Source organism: Nitrincola lacisaponensis (assembly GCF_000691225.1).
GTDB lineage: Bacteria > Pseudomonadota > Gammaproteobacteria > Pseudomonadales > Balneatricaceae > Nitrincola > Nitrincola lacisaponensis.
The window spans coordinates 79,603-98,090 of the sequence record NZ_JMSZ01000024.1 but is presented as its reverse complement, the minus strand read 5'-3'; the positions used below and the strand labels follow the sequence as shown (position 1 = coordinate 98,090).

The following is an 18,488-nucleotide window of genomic DNA, read 5'->3' as shown; positions in this document are numbered from 1 at the left end:
CCGCCAGTCCTTGGCGGTTGCATTTTTGCAGACTAGTACGATCCTCAGTTGAGGTCAAGCGCCTTGTCTTGTGCGGGTTCTACCGCCAGTATCTGCACCTCGAACAGCAGGGTCTTGCCTGCCAGCGGATGATTAAAGTCGACCGTCACGCGCTCATCACTGAATTCGGTGATCACACCCGGCACTTCACCGCCCGGCTCCTGAAACGACACCACCAGCCCCGGTTCCAGATCCATATCCTTGAACTGACTGCGCGGCATGACCTGAATATTGCTGGGATTATGCATCCCAAAACCCCGTTCCGGAGCAATGGTCAGATCCAGATGATCACCCACCTTCAGACCGGTCAGCGCCTGTTCAAAGCCTTCCGGGATATTGCCATCGCCGAATACGAAACGGGCGGGCTGTGCCGAAAAGTTGGAGTCGATCACCTGACCGTTTTCCAGTTTGATTGCAAAATGCAGGGTAACTTCCGTTCCCTCGCCTACTGTAACTTCACTCATGATTGATCCTCAGATGAGCCGTTCGCCTGGTTTCGGCCCGAAAAAAACAGCATATCCACAATCAGAATAGCGGCCCCGATGGTAATGGCCGTATCCGCGAGATTGAACGCCGGGAAATACCAGCCACCGTAATGCAGTGAGATAAAATCAACTACATGACCATGTATGATACGGTCATAGAGATTGCCCAGAGCACCCCCCATGATCAATGCCAACCCCATGCGCATCCACCAGTGACGAGCTGGAGTGGTACGTAACCACTGCAACAGCAGTGCACAGACACCGATGGCCACCAGCGCAAAGAACCAGCGCTGCCAGCCACCGGCAGACGCCAGGAAGCTGAACGCTGCGCCAGGGTTGTGCAGCAGGGTCAGGTTAAAAAATGGCAGGAGTGGTACTGGCTGGGCATAGACCAGCCATTCACTGGCCAGCCACTTACTGCCCAGATCCAGCAGAATGACCAGCAGGGTCAGCCACAACCAGCGCAGAGCACCGGCGTGTACCGGTGCCCCCAGTCCCCAGGCTTTGCCATCAAGCATAATAGCGTTGTTCACCTTCACCGCTAACGTTATCCACGCAGCGTCCGCAGAGTTCCGGATGCTCGGCGTGACTGCCCACATCTTCACGATGGTGCCAGCAACGGCCACATTTCGGATGCTCGGATGACGCCACCGCCACTTTCAGGCCCTCGACCGCTGTTTCACGCGCGGTATCGGCCTCGGCCAGTGACTTGAGCGTCACCGATGAAGTGATCAGTACAAAGCGCAGCTCGTTGCCCAGACGCTCCAGATCTGCCTGCAGGGCTTCATTCACATAGAGCACGACATCAGCCGCCAGTGAAGCCTTGACCAGTTTCTCGTTTCGCGCATCTTCCAGGCACTTGTTGACGGCATCCTTGACGTCCATGATGCGACGCCAGTAAGCATCACCAAAATCATCCTCGGCGGACAGGGTGAACAGGCCTTCATACCAGGTGCTCAACAGCACGCTTTCACGACGGCTGCCCGGCAGGACTTCATAGATCTCTTCCGCAGTGAAGCTCAGGATCGGTGCGATCCAGCGCGTCAGGGCTTCAGCGATATGGTACAGGGCAGTCTGACAGGAGCGGCGCGCCAGACTCTCAGACTGAGTGGTGTACTGACGATCCTTGATGATATCCAGGTAGAAACCACCCAGTTCCTGTACACAGAAGTTATGCACAGCCTGGTACACATCCAGGAAGCGGTAGTCGTCATAGGCGGCAATGATTTTCTGCTGCAGACGCCAGGTCGCATCCACGGCCCAACGGTCCAGTGCAAGCATCTGTTCGGCATCGACCAGATCAGTCGCCGGATCGAAACCATTCAAGTTTGCCAGCAGGAAACGCGAGGTGTTACGGATACGACGATAGGCATCCGCCGTACGCTGCAGGATTTGCTTGGAAACCGCCATTTCACCGGAATAGTCGGTTGCGGCAACCCACAGGCGCAGAATATCGGCGCCCATGCTGTCGGTCACTTCCTGTGGCGCAATGACGTTGCCGAGCGACTTGGACATTTTGTAGCCCTTTTCGTCGACCACAAAACCGTGGGTCAGCACCTGCTTGTAAGGCGCTACACCATTGATGGCAATAGAGGTTTTCAGCGAAGACTGGAACCAGCCACGATGCTGGTCCGAGCCTTCCAGGTACATGTCTGCCGGAAAGTGTAATTCTTCACGGGTACGCAATACGGAATGATGGGTGGTACCGGAATCAAACCACACATCCAGGGTATCTGTGACCTTGTCATACTCAGCCGCTTCCGCACCGAGCAGTTCAGCCGGGTCCAGCTCGAACCAGGCATCAATCCCGTCTTTTTCGATACGCAGCGCAACCGCTTCGATCAGTTCTTGAGTGCGCGGGTGGAGTTCACCGGTCTGCTTATGGGTAAACAGCGTAATCGGTACGCCCCAGGTACGCTGACGCGAGATACACCAGTCCGGGCTCTGCTCAAACATCGCTTCGATACGAGCCTGACCCCAGCCTGGGAACCACTGTACGCCCTTGATCGCTTCCAGTGCATCGGCGCGCAGGTTTTTATCATCCATAGAGATAAACCACTGCGGCGTGGCACGGTAGATCAACGGGGTTTTGGTACGCCAGCAGTGTGGATAACTGTGCTGGAATTTTTTCAGATGCACCAGCTTGTGCGCCTGTTCCAGCGCATCACAAACGGGCTGATCCGCCTTGTACACATGCACACCGGCAAACTCGCCAGCGGCTGCACTGTAGGTGCCATCTGCCTGAACCAGATTCAGGGTTCCCAGACCATATGCCTGACCGACAACAAAGTCTTCCATACCGTGATCCGGTGCAGTGTGTACCGCACCCGTACCGGCATCGGTGGTCACATGATCACCGAGAATGACCGGTACCTGACGATCATAGAGCGGATGCTGCAACAGCAGTCCTTCCAGCGCCTGACCTGAGCAACGTCCGAGCACCTGATACTGCTGGATGCCCCAACGTGCCATGATGTCATCCACCATGTCCGCGGCCAGAATCAGCTGTTCCTTGCCATGGTTGATGGCGGTCTGCACCAGCGCATAATCCAGCTCAGCGTTCAGAGAAACAGCCTGGTTGGCCGGGATGGTCCAGGGCGTGGTGGTCCAGATCACTACGGACAGCGGGCCTTCACCGGCGGCCACCTTGAATGTCTCAAGTGCCAGCTCCGGGTTCACCAGCGTAAAACGCACGTCGATGGCGGTAGAGGTTTTTTCCTGATACTCCACCTCGGCTTCAGCCAGTGCAGATTGACCGACAACGCTCCAGTAGACCGGCTTGTATCCCTTGACCAGATGACCACGTTCGATGATACGTCCCAGTGAACGGACGATGTTGGCTTCGGTCTCGGCATTCATGGTCAGGTAGGGCTGTTCCCAGTCACCGATAACGCCCAGACGGATAAAGTCAGCTTTCTGACCGGCGATCTGCTGCGTTGCATAGTCACGGCAGTGCTGGCGGAATTCACGGTAAGGCACCTTGTCACCGGCACGGCCGATGGTGGTTTCAACCTTGTGTTCAATCGGCAAACCATGACAGTCCCAACCCGGAATATAGGGTGAGTCGTAGCCACTCAGGGTTTTCGATTTGACGATCATGTCCTTGATGACTTTGTTGACCGCATGACCGATATGAATGCTGCCATTGGCGTAAGGAGGGCCGTCATGCAAAATGAATTTGCGACGCCCCTGACCTTCCTCTCGCAGACGCGCGTAGAGATCAATTTCAGCCCAGCGTGCCAGTCTTTCAGGTTCACGCTGCGGCAGATTACCGCGCATCGGAAACTCGGTTTCCGGCAGGTTCAGAGTGTGTTTGTAATCGGTCATGTCAATTAACTTCCGCTCGTGAATGCAGCCCTGACGCATCGGTAAACCAGCGACGGGCGGTTTCAATATCTGTAAAAAGCTGTGTTTTCAGCGCATCGAGTCCATCAAAGCGCTTTTCCGGGCGCAGAAAATGCAAAAATTCAACCTGCATCAACTTCCCGTAAATCTCCTCGTGCCAGTCGAACAGGTGAACTTCCAGTACTGGCAAGCGCCCGTTGACCGTGGGTCTGACCCCGACATTGCTGACACCGCACACCTGCTGATCGGCAAAGCGTGCACGCACGGTGTACACCCCCTGCAACGGACAGCGAAAACGATGCATTCGCACGTTGGCTGTCGGCACACCGATCTGACGGCCAATCTTGTTGCCATGCTGTACACGCCCGGTGACACAGTAAGGACGCCCCAGCAATTTGCGTGACAGCTCAAAGTCACCACGCATCAGTGTTTCCCGCACACGCGTACTGCTGACGCGCTGATCATCGATCAGATAGGTATGGGTATGCTCAACCGAAAAGCCATGTGCCTGCCCGGCCGCTTCCAGCATGGCATAGTCGCCCATGCGGTCACAGCCGAAACGAAAGTCATCGCCTACCACGAAATGACGGACATTCAGGCCGTTCAGCAGCAGCTCATCGACAAATGCTTGCGCCGACATGCTGCGCAACCGCGCATTGAAGGTCAGACACAACACCCGATCAATGCCCTGATAACGCAGCAAACGCACCTTCTCATCAAAGCGGGTCAGGCGTGGTGGCGCATCGCTACCGGCAAAAAACTCGCGCGGCTGGGGTTCGAAGATAATCACCACACTGGGCAACCCCATCAAACGCGCCTTGCATTTAACCTGCTCCAACACCTTCTGATGCCCCAGGTGCACACCATCGAAATTACCGATAGTGGCCACGCAGCCTCGATGTTTGTCACGCAGATTGTGTAAGCCTCGGATCAGTTCCATGCCGCTGTCTTGGGTCAAAATCTAAACCGCGCATTATAGTCGAAAAACGCTGGCATTATCAGCCCTGCACGCGTATTTGTCAGGCACGCAGGTGGCGCAGGCGCAAGCCCAGCACTGCCTGAACGGCCAAATACACCAGCATACCGCCGATCACCAGCCACAACAGCCACTCGACACGCTGCCACAGCCCCGCTGCCAACCACTCATCCGTAGCACCTCGGAAGCTGATCAGGAAGCCCAGCATCGCCACATTGGCCAGGCCGTTGCGCAGCCAGACCCGCAACCAGCCGGGCTGCCACTGCAACACATCCGCTTTGCGCAGGCCATGCAACAGCAGCCCGGCATTCAAAAATGCAGACAGGGAGGTCGCCAGCGCCAGGCCGACATGATCCAGCGGCCAGACCAGAATCAGGTTAAACACCATATTGGCCAGCATCGCCCAAACCGCGATACGTACCGGTGTTTTCATATCCTGACGGGAAAAATATCCGGTCGCCAGTACCTTGATCAGCATGAAGGCCAGCAACCCGACCGCATAGGCTTTCAAACTCAGGCCCGCCATCAAAACATCCCGGTCCTGCATCTGCCCATAATGGAACAACGTGGCAATCATCGGCTCAGCCAGCACCACCAGTGCCAGCGCGGCAGGCAATCCGATCAACAGAATCATGCGCAGCGCCCAGTCCAGCGTTGCCGAGAAGGACTGCACGCTCTTTTCAGCATGATTGCGGGACAGCGCTGGCAAAATCACCGTAGCGATGGCGATCCCGAACACACCCAACGGCAGTTCAACCAGACGATCTGAATAGTACAACCAGGAGACACTGCCATCCTGCAGGAAGGACGCCAGCACGGTGTCCAGCAGCAGGTTGATCTGCGCAACTGAAACCCCGAACAAAGCGGGCACCATCAGTTTCATGATCCGGCGCACACCTTCATCACGCCAGCCGAGGGTCGGACGCGGCAGCAGTCTCAGACGCGCCAGAAATGGCAACTGAAACAGCAACTGCATCACACCGGCCAGGAACACACCCCAGGCAAGACCCATGATAGGCGGGTCCATCATCGGACTGATCCAGAGCGCTGCGCCGATCAGACAGAGGTTCAGCAGCACCGGGGTAAACGCCGGAATGGCAAAGCGCTCATAACTGTTGAGGATCGCTCCACAGAAGGCGGTCAGCGAAATCAGCAGCAGGTAAGGAAAGGTGATGCGCAGCATTTCTGTGGCCAGCGGGAAGCGCTCATCATCCGCCAGGTAGAAACCCGGCGCAAACAATGCCGCCAGCAAGGGAGCGGCCATCATCGCGACCACCGTCAACAGCATCAACGTCATCCCCAGTGTTCCGGCGACCCGATTGACCAGCAACTGCACCGATTGCAGATCACGCTGGGTACGGTATTCGGACAACACGGGAACAAAGGCTTGCGAGAATGCACCTTCCGCAAACAGACGGCGCAAAAAGTTGGGAATCTTGAAGGCAACAAAAAATGCATCAGCATGCCCACCCGCGCCAAAAATCGAGGCCACGGTGACATCACGCACTAAGCCCAGTACACGCGAAATCAGGGTCATGATACCAACCACGCCACTGGATCTCAGCAGCCCGGCTTTTCGAGTCTGTGGTGCTTGCAACGCTGCTATACTCCGTTTGTTTGTGTTATCCTTGGCCATGATCGGCAGAACGCGCAGATGATAACGCGCTTTGAGTGCCGCTCATAGCGTATGCGCGCGAGAAATCGTCAGAAACAGTTGACTTCTGGTCCGCTAACATGAATAATTTCGCGTCTGTTTTTCGGCACTACTACCGCCGTAATTTGATCAACCTAAGTTTAAAGGAGCCAGACTGTGGCTAATTCCGCAGGATCCCGTAAACGTGCTCGCCAGGCGGAGAAGCGTCGTCAGCAAAACGCTAGCCTGCGCTCCATGGCGCGTACCTATTTGAAAAAAGTCATCAAAGCAATTGAAAGTGGCGACAAAGCTGCCGCAGAAACTGCATTCAAAACAGCTCAGCCTGTTCTGGACAGCTCTGTCAACAAAGGCATCTTCCACGCTAACAAGATTGCTCGTCACAAGAGCCGCCTGTCTGCAAAGATCAAAGCGCTGGCTTAATTGCCTGATGACCTGAAAAAAAACCGGCTAATCGCCGGTTTTTTTTGCATCCTGGATCAGGCCAGTACCATATTGTCTCGGTGCACCAACTCTTCTTCGCCCATAAAGCCAAGAATAGACTCTATCGCACGTGTAGGATGCCCCATAATACTGCGCGCATCTTCAGCACCATAGTTTGCCAGACCACGGGCAATGACCCGTCCGGCTTCATCCAGCACCATGACCATCTCGCCACGGGAAAAGTCACCCGTCACATTCAGCACACCGGCTGGTAACAGGCTTCGACCGCCTGTGGTCAACGCCCTCACCGCGCCCGCATCAACCATCACAGTACCACGTGCCTGCAAATGACCGGCTATCCACTGTTTGCGTGCCGCCATCGGCTCACGATCCGGCGTCAGCAGCGTACCCAGCGCCTCACCGGCAAACAGACGACGCAGCACTTCATCTTCCCGACCACTGGCAATAACAGTCACCGCCCCGGAACGGGCCGCCAGACGCGCAGCACGCACCTTGGTGATCATGCCACCACACCCCAGCGCACCACCATCACCGGCAACCGCCTGGATCTGCTCATCTTCGGCGCGAGCCTCAGCAATCAGTTGGGCATTAGGGTCCTGTCGCGGATCGGCCGTAAACAAACCTTTCTGATCGGTCAACAGAATCAGCGCATCGGCTTCGACCGCATTGGCTACCAGCGCACCCAGCGTATCGTTATCACCAAAACGTATCTCACTGGTGACCACTGTGTCATTTTCATTCACCACAGCCACCACACCCAGCTCAATCAGAGTGCGTAATGTGGAACGGGCATTCAGGTAACGCTTGCGGTTGGACAGGTCATCATGCGTGAGCAGCACCTGAGCGGTATGCACACCATGCTTCCAGAAACAGGCTTCCCAGGTTTGTACCAGACCCATCTGACCCACAGCGGCAGCAGCCTGCAAGCGAAACACTTCATGCGGTCGTGTTTTCCAGCCCAGACGATTCATGCCTTCTGCAACTGCACCCGAGGAGACCAATACCACCTCGATACCCGCCTCACGCAGGGTGACCAACTGCTCCACCCAACGCGAAATTGCCTGCTGATCCAGCCCGCGTCCATCATTGGTCAGCAATGAGCTGCCAATCTTGACAACCCAACGCCCTCGCCGAGCCAGCCGTTCACGCCCTGTCATGCCTGTGTTTCTCCGTCAGCGCACATACTCGACTTCGACATCATAGTCGTCGTCATTGAAATCATCATCCCAATCATCATCGTCACGCTTGGCACGCTGCTCAGCACGCAAGCGCGCCAGATTTTCCCGAGCCTCATGATCAATGACCATGCGGGTCTGCTGCTCCTGCTCCAGCAATGACGGATCTTCAGCAATCGCTTCGACACGCGCATCCAGGAAGTTCTGCAGCTCATGAATCAGCGGTTTCAGACCGGATTTGTTCAGCGCCGAAATACGATAGACCGGACCCTGCCACTCCAGCGCATCCAGCACAGCCTGACAGGCGGCGTCCTGCTCGTCTTCCGGCAACAGATCCAGCTTGTTCAGCACCAGCCAGCGCGGCTGTTGCGCCAGCGTCTGACTGAAACGCGTCAGCTCGCGCACCGCCGTCACTGCAGCCTCGGCAGGCGTGGTGTCATCCCAGGGCGCCATATCGACGATATGCAGCAGCACCCGGTTGCGCGCCAGATGCTTGAGGAAGCGAATCCCCAGACCTGCACCTTCTGCAGCGCCTTCGATGATGCCGGGAATATCCGCGATAACAAAGCTGCGGTGCGCATCAGTACGCACAACACCCAGATTCGGCACCAGTGTCGTAAAGGGATAATCCGCCACCTTCGGCGTTGCCGCAGACACGGAACGGATAAAGGTCGATTTTCCGGCATTCGGCAAGCCCAGCAGACCCACATCTGCGAGCACTTTCAGCTCCAGACGCAGGTTACGCAGCTCACCCGGAGAACCTTTAGTGGTCTGACGCGGCGCACGGTTAACACTGCTTTTGTAGCGCGTATTTCCAAGACCGTGAAAACCGCCCTGAGCGATCTTCTCGCGTTGTCCGATTTCTGTCAGGTCAGCCAGCACCTCATCGGTGTCGATATCCACAATCGTGGTACCCACCGGCACCTTGAGTACCAACTCTTCACCTTTGGCACCCGTGCAGTTACCGCCACGTCCACCTTCACCATTCTGAGCTTTGTAGTGACGGGTGAAACGGTAGTCGATCAGCGTGTTCAGACTTTCATCTGCCTCAACCCAGACCGAACCACCATCACCACCATCACCACCATCAGGGCCACCTTTCGGGATGAATTTTTCCCGTCGAAAGCTCATACAGCCGTTTCCGCCTTTTCCCGCTTCTACGGTAATGGTTGCTTCATCGACAAATTTCATCTTTTCTCTCCCGAAAGGCAGCGCCTTTCAAATTTTCAAATCATCGCCGCCCCTGTGCATCCATGCGTTCGCGGCATATTGCGCCAAGGATGGCGCGTATGCAGAAAGTGCAGGAGCAGCTTTCTGCCAATACATCCCTGTACATAAAAAAAGCCCCGCCAGGCGGAGCTTTTTCGAATGCGTGGAGAAGCTGCTTACGCTGGTACGACTGTAACGTACTGACGCTTTTGCGGGCCTTTCACTACAAACTTGACTACGCCGTCTGCTGTTGCAAACAGAGTGTGGTCCTTACCCAGACCAACGTTCTCACCTGCGTGGAACTTGGTACCGCGCTGACGAACCAGAATGTTACCAGCGATCACAGCCTGACCACCGAAACGCTTTACACCCAGTCGCTTGGACTGTGAGTCGCGGCCGTTACGCGTTGAACCGCCTGCCTTCTTATGAGCCATTATATCTCTCCTATGCGTTTTTCGGCAGCGTGCTTACGCACTGATACCGGTAATCTTGACTTCAGTGAACCACTGACGGTGGCCCTGACGCTTCATGTGGTGCTTACGACGACGGAACTTGATGATAGTAACCTTGTCTCCGCGACCATGGCTAACCACTTCAGCAGACACTTTGGCACCTTCAACAACCGGCGCACCCACAGTGACGTTATCGCCATTGCTAACCAGCAATACACGATCAAATTCCACTTTGCCGCCCTGCTCAACAGCCAGTTTTTCCAGCTTCAGGGTCTGACCTTCCTGCACACGGTATTGCTTACCGCCACTTACAATTACTGCGAACATAATTTTCTCCAGGTTACGCTTGTCCGGCTACTGAAACGAAACCTGCTTCTAAGGGCTGCATTCAAGTTAGACTTGATCGCAAGTAAACCCTATAACAGGGAGCGTGATTTAGACAAGCTCAGGGCGCGCAATTATACAGAGCACTCACTGCGCATTCAAGTACTATCGCGGGTAAATCAAGGACAATCACCCTTCAGAAAGCACACTACCCAATTGGCACTTACTGTAGAGGGTCAGTGGTGTCGCTGCTGTGTGACACGCTTTTCGTCATCCATGACCGCTCGACTGCCGCCTTCCATGGCGGCAGACGGTCACACAGCAGCGACACCACCGACCCGACCTGACAATAGTGCAATTTCACTGCTTGTAGCGAAAGCAGCTTTGCTCATGATCATTGACCATTCCGACCGCCTGCATGAAAGCATAGCAAATCGTCGGACCAACAAAGTTGAAGCCACGCTTTTTCAATGCCCGACTCAGATTGATCGATTCAGGCGTCTGCGCAGGTATGGATTTAAGATCTGGCCAATGATTGTGTATTGGCTGACCACCCACAAACTGCCACAGATAATCACTCAACGAGCTTTCTTCAGCCTGAATAGCCAGCACACCTCGCGCATTACGTATTGCCGCTTCGATTTTCAGCCGGTTACGCACAATACCGGGATTTGCCAGCAAACGTTCGACATCCGCATCCGTATAAGCCGCCACCCGCTCGACATCAAACTGATGAAAAGCCTCACGATAGGCCTCACGCTTACGCAGGATGGTGATCCAGCTCAAACCTGCCTGCGCACCTTCCAGGATCAGCATCTCGAACAAATGCCGATCATCATACACCGGCACACCCCACTCCTGATCATGGTAGGCAATATACAGCGGGTCATCACTACACCATCCACAGCGTTTCATACACAGTCTCCTTAACCCGTCAAACTATCGTGTTTCTTGACATCGGGGAGCGCACTCCCTAGCATTCAGCCAACATTAATTTTCCAGCCATCCGAATACATGCAGCCACATCAGCTTAACCCACTCATCGAACCTCAGTTCGACGCCGTGACCGATTTTATTCTCAACAACCTCGGTTCCAATGTGCCACTGGTTGAGAAAATGGGCCACTATATTGTCGAAAGCGGCGGCAAGCGCCTGCGGCCATTACTGGCGTTGCTCAGCGCCAATGCCTGCGGCTATGAAGGGGAGCTGCACATTCGTCTGGCTGCTGTCATCGAATTTATTCACACCGCGACCTTACTCCACGACGATGTCGTCGACAACTCCGAACTGCGCCGTGGTAATGCAACCGCCAATGCCAAATGGGGCAATGCCCCCAGTGTACTGGTGGGCGACTTTCTCTATTCACGCTCGTTCCAGATCATGGTGGAAATTGGCCGCATGGAAATCATGCAGGTGATCTCCAATGCCACCACGGTCATTGCAGAAGGTGAAGTACTGCAGCTACTGAATCAGCGCAACCCGGATACCACCGAAGACAGCTATATGCAGGTCATCCTGGGTAAAACCGCCATGCTGTTCGAAGCAGCGACTGAATGCGGTGCCATTCTGGCTGATGCCTCTGCCGAGGATCGTGAAGCGCTGCGCCGCTATGGCCGCCACATCGGTATTGCCTTTCAGATCATCGATGATGTGATGGACTACCTGTCTACCGCTGACGAGATGGGCAAGAATGTGGGTGACGATCTGGCAGAAGGTAAAGCAACCCTGCCGCTGATTCGTGCCATACAATGCGGTACCGATGAAGAGCGTCAGATCATCCGTCAGGCCATTCGTCAGGGCGGGCTGGAAGACTTGCAGCCAGTACTGGATATCGTACAGCGCACCGGCGCCATAGAGTATGCCCAACAGGCAGCACAACAGCAGGTCGATCTGGCCATCGCGGCGATTGCAGTTCTGCCTGACACCTCCTTTAAAACCACGCTGGTGGAGCTGGCCGGGCTTGCCGTAGCACGCAAACGCTGAGGCCGGATGAGCAGCAGCCAGGCAGTGACTGTGCAAATAATCAGCAACAGGTCGTGCCTCTGCTACACTCAGACGGTATAATCACCAGCATTCATTTGATTTTAACGTTTTTGGACAGACAGAACTTCATGACTAAGCCCTCCTCTTTTGAACGCGAAGACCTCCTGAAATGCGGCTACGGCGAAATGTTCGGCCCCGGTAATGCCCGCCTGCCCGTTGGCAACATGCTGATGATGGACCGAATCATCAGCATCACCGAAGATGGTGGTGAGTTCGGCAAGGGCGAGATCATTGCAGAACTGGATATCCATCCCGAGCTGTGGTTCTTTGATTGCCACTTCCCGACAGATCCGGTCATGCCTGGCTGTCTGGGTCTGGATGCCATGTGGCAGATGGTTGGTTTCTTCCTCGGCTGGAAAGGCAACAAGGGCCGTGGGCGCGCACTGGGTGCCGGTGAAGTGAAGTTCTTTGGTCAGGTACTGCCGACTGCAAAGAAAGTGACCTATCATATACAACTGAAGCGTGTCATCGAGCGCAAGCTGGTTATGGGTATTGCCGACGCCAGCATGTCAGTCGATGGTCGTGAAATCTACACTGCCAAGGATTTGCGGGTAGGTCTGTTTACTTCAACAGACAACTTCTGAGCCCTGTCAGGGTCAGACGATTATAAGAACCAGTTAAGTTACGTCAAAGCAGAGAGAGTCAGCACATGCGACGCGTTGTGGTTACCGGAATGGGCATCATTTCCTGCCTGGGAAATGACAAAGAAACAGTTCTCGATTCCCTGAAGCAGGGCCGCTCTGGCATACGTTTTCAGCCGGAATACCAGGAAATGGGCTTCCGCAGCCAGGTTGCCGGTCAAGTAGATGTTGATCTGGACAGCCTGATCGACCGCAAGCTGCGTCGCTTCATGGGCAACGCATCGGCTTACGCCTACCTGTCCATGAAACAGGCCATCGAAGACTCCGGCCTGACTGAAGAGCAGGTTTCCAATGTACGTACCGGTCTGATTGCCGGTTCAGGTGGCGCATCTTCTGCCGATATCGTCGAAAGTGCCGATATTCTGCGTGATAAAGGTGTCCGTCGTGTCGGACCTTACCGTGTTACACGCACGATGGGTTCTACCGTATCAGCCTGTCTGGCCACGCCCTTCAAGATCAAGGGTGTGAACTACTCCATTACTTCTGCCTGTGCCACCAGCGCACACTGTATCGGCAACGCTATGGAGCTGATTCAACTGGGCAAACAGGACGTTATTTTTGCCGGTGGTGGTGAAGAGCTGCACTGGTCGCTGAGCGTCATGTTTGATGCCATGGGCGCCCTGTCGAGCAAATACAACGACACGCCCGAGAAAGCTTCACGTGCCTATGACGCCAATCGCGACGGCTTTGTCATCTCCGGTGGCGGCGGTATGCTGGTTCTGGAAGAGCTGGAACATGCCAAAGCGCGTGGCGCCAAAATCTATGCTGAACTGGTTGGCTATGGTGCCACATCAGACGGCTATGACATGGTTGCACCGTCTGGTGAAGGCGCGGTTCGCTGCATGCAGCAAGCCCTGGCGACAGTTGAGGGTCCAGTGGACTATATCAACTCTCACGGCACCTCGACTCCTGCTGGCGACATTCAGGAGCTGAAGGCGATGCGTGAACTCTTCGGTGACAAAATGCCTACCGTGAGCTCCACCAAATCTTTGGCAGGCCACTCACTGGGTGCCACCGGGGTTCAGGAAGCCATTTACTGCATGCTGATGCAACAAAATAACTTCATCTGCGCATCGGCCAATATCGAAGAGCTGGACCCGGAAGCGGTCGGCCTCCCGATTGCCATCGAGCGTCAGGACAACGTTGACCTGCAGCGCGTCATGTCCAACAGCTTCGGCTTTGGTGGCACCAACGCCACGCTGGTGCTGCAGAAGTACAACGGCTGAGCAGCTGTCACCTATGCTGCTGAATGCGGACGTAGGTGAAAGCTTCGGCGTCTGGTCGATGGGACGAGACGCCGAGGTTATGCCCTGGGTTGACCAGGCAAACATCGCCTGTGGCTTTCACGCTTCAGACCCCCTCACCATGCAAAAAACCGTTCAGCTGGCTCTGCAATTTGATGTCAGTATCGGTGCTCACCCTGCCTACCCTGATCTGCTTGGCTTTGGCCGTCGCAGCCTGAGTGTTTCCGATGCTGAATGCCGTGCATTGATCCAGTACCAGGTGGGCGCGCTCCAGGCGATCTGTCGCGCAGAAGGCGGACAGGTTGATTACGTTAAACCCCATGGTGCGCTGTACAATGACATGATGGCAAACCCTGCCCTGCTGGAGCAGGTAATGGCCGCAGTATCGGCTCTGAATCAACACAGCGACACACCACTGGCACTGATGCTGCTAAGCCGTCCGGATAACCAGCCAGCGCAACAGATGGCACAACAGTTTGATCTGCCACTGATCTTTGAAGCCTTTGCTGATCGTGCCTACACCGCCGATGGCCAGCTGATGTCTCGCCAGCAATCAGGTGCAGTGTATCACCAGCCTGAACAGATTCTGGCACAGGCCCGATCTCTGGCACACACCCGGCAGGTCCAGACACCGCAAGGCATGCTCTCGCTGCAAGCCGATACCCTCTGCGTGCACGGCGACAACCCGGAATCGGTGCTCACCCTGCAAGCGATATATCAGGCACTGAGGTCCTGATATGCACTGGTCAGCCGAACCTGCAGGCGTCAATGCGATACTACTGCGATTCGGCGAGCGCATGGATCCGGCACTCAGCGCCTGCATCCACCAGCTAGGTCAACGCCTGCGCGCCTGCCTGGGCGATTCGCTGCTGAACATTACACCCGCCTATACCACGCTGCTGCTGGAATATGATCTGCGTCTGGAAGATTACGACAGCTTGCTGGCACGTTTAACGCCATTGCTCAACCATCAGCCGGAAAGCGCCCCGGAAACCCGGTCGGAAGTGATTCATATTCCGGTCTTTTATGATCCACACACCACCGGCCCAGACCTCACGGCACTGGCGGAACGCTGCCAGTGTTCAGTGGAACAGTTGATACACCTGCACAGCAGCCGGGAATACCGTGTCTATGCACTGGGATTTGCCCCCGGATTTGCCTATATGGGTGAACTGGATTCGCGGCTGATTAGCGCGCGCCGGGAAACACCACGATCTCGGGTGCCGGCAGGCAGCGTCGCCATCGCCGACAACCAGACCGCCATCTACCCGATTGAGTCCCCCGGAGGCTGGCACTTGCTCGGCCGCACCCCGATGAAGCTGTTTAATGTCGACGCCGACCCGCCAGCGCTGTTGCAACCAGGTCAGGCGGTACGTTTTCACGCGGTCGACCGTGACACCTATCTGTCACTCGGTGGCACGCTATGAACTCTCTGCATCGTGTTCTCGAGGTTCTGGAAGGCGGCATGCTCAGCCTGGTCGAAGATGGCGGACGCCAGCATGTAGCCCATCTGGGCCTGACTCAGGGCGGCGTGATGGATCGTCATGCCTGGGCCTGGGGCAATCGTCTGCTGGGCAATCACTGGGGCGAGGCCGCCATTGAAATCACTATCGGAGGCTTCAAGGGGTGCTTTAGTCAGGCCACGCAAATTGCATTGACCGGCGCTGATCTCAATGCGCGTTTAAATGGCCAACCTGTTGCCACTTGGGAAACCCTGACAATCAAGGCTGGAGATCTGCTGGAAACCGGTTATGCCGCTCAGGGACTGCGTGGTTACCTCTGCGTCCGGGGCGGCTGGAAAACGCCTGTGGGGCTGGGTAACAGCCGTTCTGCAATCGTCCGGGAACAGCTGGGTGGGCAGGATGGTCTGGGCAGCCCACTGAAAGCGGGTGATCAACTCAGTTATGCCTGCACCCGGGATACGGATCAGGGGCGACCCTGCAGCGTACCTGCCGCATTTCGGCCGGACTATCAGGCACCACTGATACTGGATTTTTGTGACAACCCTGCCTCACCGCTGCCGGAACAACTGATTGAAACCCTGCTGGCTCAACGCTGGACACTGTCCAGTCGCTCCAACCGCATGGCCGCACTGCTGGACGGACAGCCCTTGCAGGTCGAACGCTATCCGCTGGTGTCCTCAGGCGTTGCCGCCGGAACAGTACAACTCCCCCCCAGTGGCCAGCCGATCATTCTGCTGAATGAGCGCCAAAGCATTGGTGGTTATCCACAGCCCGGTTTTGTCACACTGCGGAGTCTGGATCGCCTGGCACAAGGACGCCCAGGTGAAGTGATTCAGTTTCGTCGCCTCAGCCTGGCTGAGGCACAACAACAGGAACGCGCCTTCCTGTCCTTTTTTCAGCGCCAGGATCAGGCACCAATACGCGCCATCTGATCCAGCATCCAGGCTTCCACTTCCTGATGCACTTCATCGACTGAGCGACCGGCCGTCTGAATCGGCTCGCCAATCACCAGTGTCACCGTACCCGGGTATTTGACGAAGGACTTACCTGGCCAGCAGTGCCCGGCATTGTGCACCACCGGTACAATCGGCACACCCTGCTTCACGGCCAACATGGCACCGCCCTTGTTGAAACGCCCCGGTTTGCCCACGGCCACACGTGTACCCTGTGGAAAAATCAGTACCGGAATGCCCTGCTCCAGACGCTCACTGCCTTGACGCAACAACTGCTTGAGCGCTTCGCGACGCTGGGAACGGTCCAGTGCAATCGGGTTCAGCAAGGCCAATGCCCAGCCAAATAATGGAATTTTGAGCAATTCGCGCTTCAACACCACCGACTGCGGCCGGAACACCAGTTGAAAATAGAGGGTTTCCCACTCGCTCTGATGATTGGCCAGCGCTACATAGGGCTGATCCTTGGGCAGATGATGCAATCCTTCCACCTGGGTTTTAACGCCACAGGTCACCCGCAACCAGCCGATGTAAAAATAGTTGATTGCCGTCAGGAAGCGGAAGCGGGCCCGAAACGGCAGCAAAGGTCCCAGCAACAGACAGGGGATCGCATAGATCATGGTGACCGGGTAAAACCCGGCAGCAAATAACAAGGCGCGCAGTTTAAGCATCCCGCGCCTCCTGTGACGACTGTGCCTGCTGCTCGATACGTTCACGATTGAATACCGGGTTGGCATACATGTTCTTCAGGTAAGCTTGAGCATCCGGCTCCAGCTGCGCCAAACGCGGCTCTAACAGGGCCTGCGCTTCGGCAGAATCGGCTCGACCCGCTGCAGCCAGATGTGTCGGATGCAGGTAATAGCCACCCAGTATCTGTCGGTCGATTTCAGCCGCCAAGGCTTCCGGTGTATCAAACTGTCCACGGATCGGTTCGCCAAAATCGACATGTACATGACCCTTTTCACCGGTAATGCCACGCACAATACTGTCGATATCTTCAAACTCACCCTTCTGGTATTTACCCTGCGATGCCACAGAGGCCAGCTCACGTGCTTTCATCACATCACAGGGGTCCAGTTCATAGGAGATGGATACCGGTACGATATTCAGGCGCTCCACCATTTCGGCAAAGCTACGCTGCTTGCGGTGGGACATGTAGAACATTTTCAGCAGGGTCGGATCGGTACGGTCATTACCGTCCTTGGAGCGCCCTTCGCGCTGAGCAATCCAGACTGAATGCCCGGTGCTGATACTGTGATCGATATATTCGGACAGCAGCGTCATGGCGGCCATCATCTCGCGGGGTGCCTTAATCGAGCGCTTCACGATAAAGCTCTTGTTCAGACGCATCAGATCCGAAATATAGGGCTTGCGCAGCAGATTATCACCAATAGCTATGCGAACCGTATTCATGCCGTACTGGTAGAGAGCCCAGTTAACAAAGGCCGGGTCCATGGCGATATCCCGGTGGTTGGAAACAAACAGGTAGGCTTCCTGTGGGTCCAAACGATCAATACCGCTGCAACTGAGCTTGCGTGTTGAACGGTTGATCATCTTGGTCATGTAATTGGCCACCAGTTTCTGAAAACTGGTGATATTCTCAATTTCACCAACCTTGGCCGCCAGACCAATACGTACAATCGGACGCAACCAGCGCAGGATAGAACGCGGCAAACGCGGAAACTGATAGTGGGCAATGGCGTCCACCAGCTCGTTGTCGCGTACCATGCGGTTCAAAACCTCGGCCACCTCATTATCCCGGTAGGGGCGAATCGACTGAAAAGGATCGGCGTTGAGATGCTGCTCGCTCATGGTTCTGCTTAACAACCTGTCGTTAAAAAACGCGCATTTTAGCCTGTTCAGCGGCAAATTACAGTGATCTGGATCTGTTCAGGCGTATTTTACTTATCTTCAGCCACACTGTATCATTGCCGACCTTCAATTATTCATCCAATTTTTGGAATCCTCTTTTGATCATGACGCCACCCTAGCGCACAGCCGCCAACCGACAATTACTCACCGATACTGACTGGTTCAGCCAGCTCTT

At 55.5% G+C, this 18,488-nt stretch carries 19 protein-coding genes; 7 read left to right on the top strand and 12 right to left on the bottom strand.

The features are described from left to right. Window positions 1-44 precede the first annotated feature (44 nt). The 5 genes from ADINL_RS08955 to murJ form a co-directional block, all read right to left on the bottom strand. Window positions 45-503: an FKBP-type peptidyl-prolyl cis-trans isomerase gene (locus ADINL_RS08955; RefSeq protein WP_036546695.1), complete on the bottom strand. Its 459-nt coding sequence runs from the start codon at window positions 501-503 to the stop codon at window positions 45-47. Continuing rightward, window positions 500-1,042 carry a signal peptidase II gene (lspA, locus tag ADINL_RS08950; RefSeq protein WP_051632680.1) on the bottom strand — a complete coding sequence of 181 codons (543 nt, stop codon included), beginning with the start codon at window positions 1,040-1,042 and terminating at the stop codon, window positions 500-502. Before lspA ends, ADINL_RS08955 begins: the two co-directional genes overlap by 4 nt. Then, window positions 1,035-3,851: an isoleucine--tRNA ligase gene (ileS, locus tag ADINL_RS08945; RefSeq protein WP_036546692.1), complete on the bottom strand. Its 2,817-nt coding sequence runs from the start codon at window positions 3,849-3,851 to the stop codon at window positions 1,035-1,037. Before ileS ends, lspA begins: the two co-directional genes overlap by 8 nt. A 1-nt stretch (window position 3,852) precedes the next feature. Next, complete coding sequence (gene ribF / locus ADINL_RS08940) at window positions 3,853-4,809, bottom strand: bifunctional riboflavin kinase/FAD synthetase (protein WP_036546690.1); 957 nt, start codon at window positions 4,807-4,809, stop codon at window positions 3,853-3,855. 79 nt (window positions 4,810-4,888) lie between these two features. Beyond that, window positions 4,889-6,481 carry a murein biosynthesis integral membrane protein MurJ gene (murJ, locus tag ADINL_RS08935; RefSeq protein ID WP_051632679.1) on the bottom strand — a complete coding sequence of 531 codons (1,593 nt, stop codon included), beginning with the start codon at window positions 6,479-6,481 and terminating at the stop codon, window positions 4,889-4,891. A 174-nt stretch (window positions 6,482-6,655) separates the two neighbouring features. Here murJ and rpsT point away from each other — a divergent pair, with 174 nt between their 5' ends. Then, window positions 6,656-6,919, top strand: a complete 264-nt coding sequence (gene rpsT / locus ADINL_RS08930) for a 30S ribosomal protein S20 (RefSeq protein WP_036546687.1) — start codon at window positions 6,656-6,658, stop codon at window positions 6,917-6,919. Window positions 6,920-6,975: 56 nt separating this feature from the next. On the opposite strand, the gene proB is transcribed toward rpsT, so the two are convergent. The 5 genes from proB to ADINL_RS08905 form a co-directional block, all read right to left on the bottom strand. Continuing rightward, a complete protein-coding gene (gene proB, locus ADINL_RS08925) occupies window positions 6,976-8,097 on the bottom strand; it encodes a glutamate 5-kinase (protein WP_036546685.1) in 1,122 nt (373 codons plus the stop codon). A gap of 15 nt (window positions 8,098-8,112) precedes the next feature. Further along, window positions 8,113-9,306, bottom strand: a complete 1,194-nt coding sequence (gene cgtA, locus ADINL_RS08920; RefSeq protein ID WP_036546681.1) for an Obg family GTPase CgtA — start codon at window positions 9,304-9,306, stop codon at window positions 8,113-8,115. Window positions 9,307-9,500: 194 nt separating this feature from the next. Next, window positions 9,501-9,758: a 50S ribosomal protein L27 gene (rpmA, locus tag ADINL_RS08915; protein WP_036546679.1), complete on the bottom strand. Its 258-nt coding sequence runs from the start codon at window positions 9,756-9,758 to the stop codon at window positions 9,501-9,503. Window positions 9,759-9,791: 33 nt separating this feature from the next. Then, window positions 9,792-10,103 carry a 50S ribosomal protein L21 gene (gene rplU / locus ADINL_RS08910; protein WP_036546676.1) on the bottom strand — a complete coding sequence of 104 codons (312 nt, stop codon included), beginning with the start codon at window positions 10,101-10,103 and terminating at the stop codon, window positions 9,792-9,794. A gap of 357 nt (window positions 10,104-10,460) precedes the next feature. Next, window positions 10,461-11,015, bottom strand: coding sequence for a DNA-3-methyladenine glycosylase I (locus ADINL_RS08905; RefSeq protein WP_036546673.1), 555 nt, complete (start codon window positions 11,013-11,015; stop codon window positions 10,461-10,463). A 99-nt stretch (window positions 11,016-11,114) separates the two neighbouring features. Here ADINL_RS08905 and ispB point away from each other — a divergent pair, with 99 nt between their 5' ends. The 6 genes from ispB to ADINL_RS08875 all read left to right on the top strand — a co-directional run bounded on the left by ispB (window position 11,115) and on the right by ADINL_RS08875 (window position 16,423). Then, window positions 11,115-12,083 (top strand): octaprenyl diphosphate synthase, encoded by a 969-nt coding sequence (gene ispB / locus ADINL_RS08900; RefSeq protein WP_036546670.1) that lies wholly within the window; start codon window positions 11,115-11,117, stop codon window positions 12,081-12,083. 128 nt (window positions 12,084-12,211) lie between these two features. Next, complete coding sequence (gene fabA, locus ADINL_RS08895; RefSeq protein ID WP_036546822.1) at window positions 12,212-12,727, top strand: bifunctional 3-hydroxydecanoyl-ACP dehydratase/trans-2-decenoyl-ACP isomerase; 516 nt, start codon at window positions 12,212-12,214, stop codon at window positions 12,725-12,727. A gap of 65 nt (window positions 12,728-12,792) precedes the next feature. Next, on the top strand, window positions 12,793-14,010 hold the full coding sequence (fabB, locus tag ADINL_RS08890) for a beta-ketoacyl-ACP synthase I (RefSeq protein WP_036546667.1): 1,218 nt from the start codon (window positions 12,793-12,795) through the stop codon (window positions 14,008-14,010). Window positions 14,011-14,023: 13 nt separating this feature from the next. Continuing rightward, window positions 14,024-14,764: a 5-oxoprolinase subunit PxpA gene (locus ADINL_RS08885; RefSeq protein ID WP_420835596.1), complete on the top strand. Its 741-nt coding sequence runs from the start codon at window positions 14,024-14,026 to the stop codon at window positions 14,762-14,764. A 1-nt stretch (window position 14,765) separates the two neighbouring features. Beyond that, the gene (pxpB, locus tag ADINL_RS08880; RefSeq protein ID WP_036546665.1) at window positions 14,766-15,455 is read left to right on the top strand and encodes a 5-oxoprolinase subunit PxpB; all 690 of its coding nucleotides are present in this window, start codon (window positions 14,766-14,768) and stop codon (window positions 15,453-15,455) included. Continuing rightward, entirely contained in the window at window positions 15,452-16,423 is a 972-nt protein-coding gene (locus ADINL_RS08875) for a 5-oxoprolinase subunit C family protein (RefSeq protein ID WP_036546662.1), read from the top strand. The genes pxpB and ADINL_RS08875 overlap by 4 nt, the downstream gene beginning before the upstream one ends. Here the strand turns inward: ADINL_RS08875 and ADINL_RS08870 are convergent. Then, on the bottom strand, window positions 16,399-17,112 hold the full coding sequence (locus tag ADINL_RS08870) for a lysophospholipid acyltransferase family protein (protein WP_036546659.1): 714 nt from the start codon (window positions 17,110-17,112) through the stop codon (window positions 16,399-16,401). The genes ADINL_RS08875 and ADINL_RS08870 overlap by 25 nt on opposite strands. Continuing rightward, on the bottom strand, window positions 17,105-18,253 hold the full coding sequence (locus ADINL_RS08865) for a 1-acyl-sn-glycerol-3-phosphate acyltransferase (RefSeq protein ID WP_036546657.1): 1,149 nt from the start codon (window positions 18,251-18,253) through the stop codon (window positions 17,105-17,107). Before ADINL_RS08865 ends, ADINL_RS08870 begins: the two co-directional genes overlap by 8 nt. Window positions 18,254-18,488 lie beyond the last annotated feature (235 nt).

What these genes read in the sequence shown, in the direction of transcription:
- ADINL_RS08955 (WP_036546695.1), bottom strand. Translation starts at nt 503, where the DNA reads ATGAGTGAAGTTACAGTAGGCGAGGGAACGGAAGTTACCCTGCATTTT.
- lspA (WP_051632680.1), bottom strand. Translation starts at nt 1,042, where the DNA reads ATGCTTGATGGCAAAGCCTGGGGACTGGGGGCACCGGTACACGCCGGT.
- ileS (WP_036546692.1), bottom strand. Translation starts at nt 3,851, where the DNA reads ATGACCGATTACAAACACACTCTGAACCTGCCGGAAACCGAGTTTCCG.
- ribF (WP_036546690.1), bottom strand. Translation starts at nt 4,809, where the DNA reads ATGGAACTGATCCGAGGCTTACACAATCTGCGTGACAAACATCGAGGC.
- murJ (WP_051632679.1), bottom strand. Translation starts at nt 6,481, where the DNA reads ATGGCCAAGGATAACACAAACAAACGGAGTATAGCAGCGTTGCAAGCA.
- proB (WP_036546685.1), bottom strand. Translation starts at nt 8,097, where the DNA reads ATGACAGGGCGTGAACGGCTGGCTCGGCGAGGGCGTTGGGTTGTCAAG.
- cgtA (WP_036546681.1), bottom strand. Translation starts at nt 9,306, where the DNA reads ATGAAATTTGTCGATGAAGCAACCATTACCGTAGAAGCGGGAAAAGGC.
- rpmA (WP_036546679.1), bottom strand. Translation starts at nt 9,758, where the DNA reads ATGGCTCATAAGAAGGCAGGCGGTTCAACGCGTAACGGCCGCGACTCA.
- rplU (WP_036546676.1), bottom strand. Translation starts at nt 10,103, where the DNA reads ATGTTCGCAGTAATTGTAAGTGGCGGTAAGCAATACCGTGTGCAGGAA.
- ADINL_RS08905 (WP_036546673.1), bottom strand. Translation starts at nt 11,015, where the DNA reads ATGAAACGCTGTGGATGGTGTAGTGATGACCCGCTGTATATTGCCTAC.
- ispB (WP_036546670.1), top strand. Translation starts at nt 11,115, where the DNA reads ATGCAGCCACATCAGCTTAACCCACTCATCGAACCTCAGTTCGACGCC.
- fabA (WP_036546822.1), top strand. Translation starts at nt 12,212, where the DNA reads ATGACTAAGCCCTCCTCTTTTGAACGCGAAGACCTCCTGAAATGCGGC.
- fabB (WP_036546667.1), top strand. Translation starts at nt 12,793, where the DNA reads ATGCGACGCGTTGTGGTTACCGGAATGGGCATCATTTCCTGCCTGGGA.
- ADINL_RS08885 (WP_420835596.1), top strand. Translation starts at nt 14,024, where the DNA reads ATGCTGCTGAATGCGGACGTAGGTGAAAGCTTCGGCGTCTGGTCGATG.
- pxpB (WP_036546665.1), top strand. Translation starts at nt 14,766, where the DNA reads ATGCACTGGTCAGCCGAACCTGCAGGCGTCAATGCGATACTACTGCGA.
- ADINL_RS08875 (WP_036546662.1), top strand. Translation starts at nt 15,452, where the DNA reads ATGAACTCTCTGCATCGTGTTCTCGAGGTTCTGGAAGGCGGCATGCTC.
- ADINL_RS08870 (WP_036546659.1), bottom strand. Translation starts at nt 17,112, where the DNA reads ATGCTTAAACTGCGCGCCTTGTTATTTGCTGCCGGGTTTTACCCGGTC.
- ADINL_RS08865 (WP_036546657.1), bottom strand. Translation starts at nt 18,253, where the DNA reads ATGAGCGAGCAGCATCTCAACGCCGATCCTTTTCAGTCGATTCGCCCC.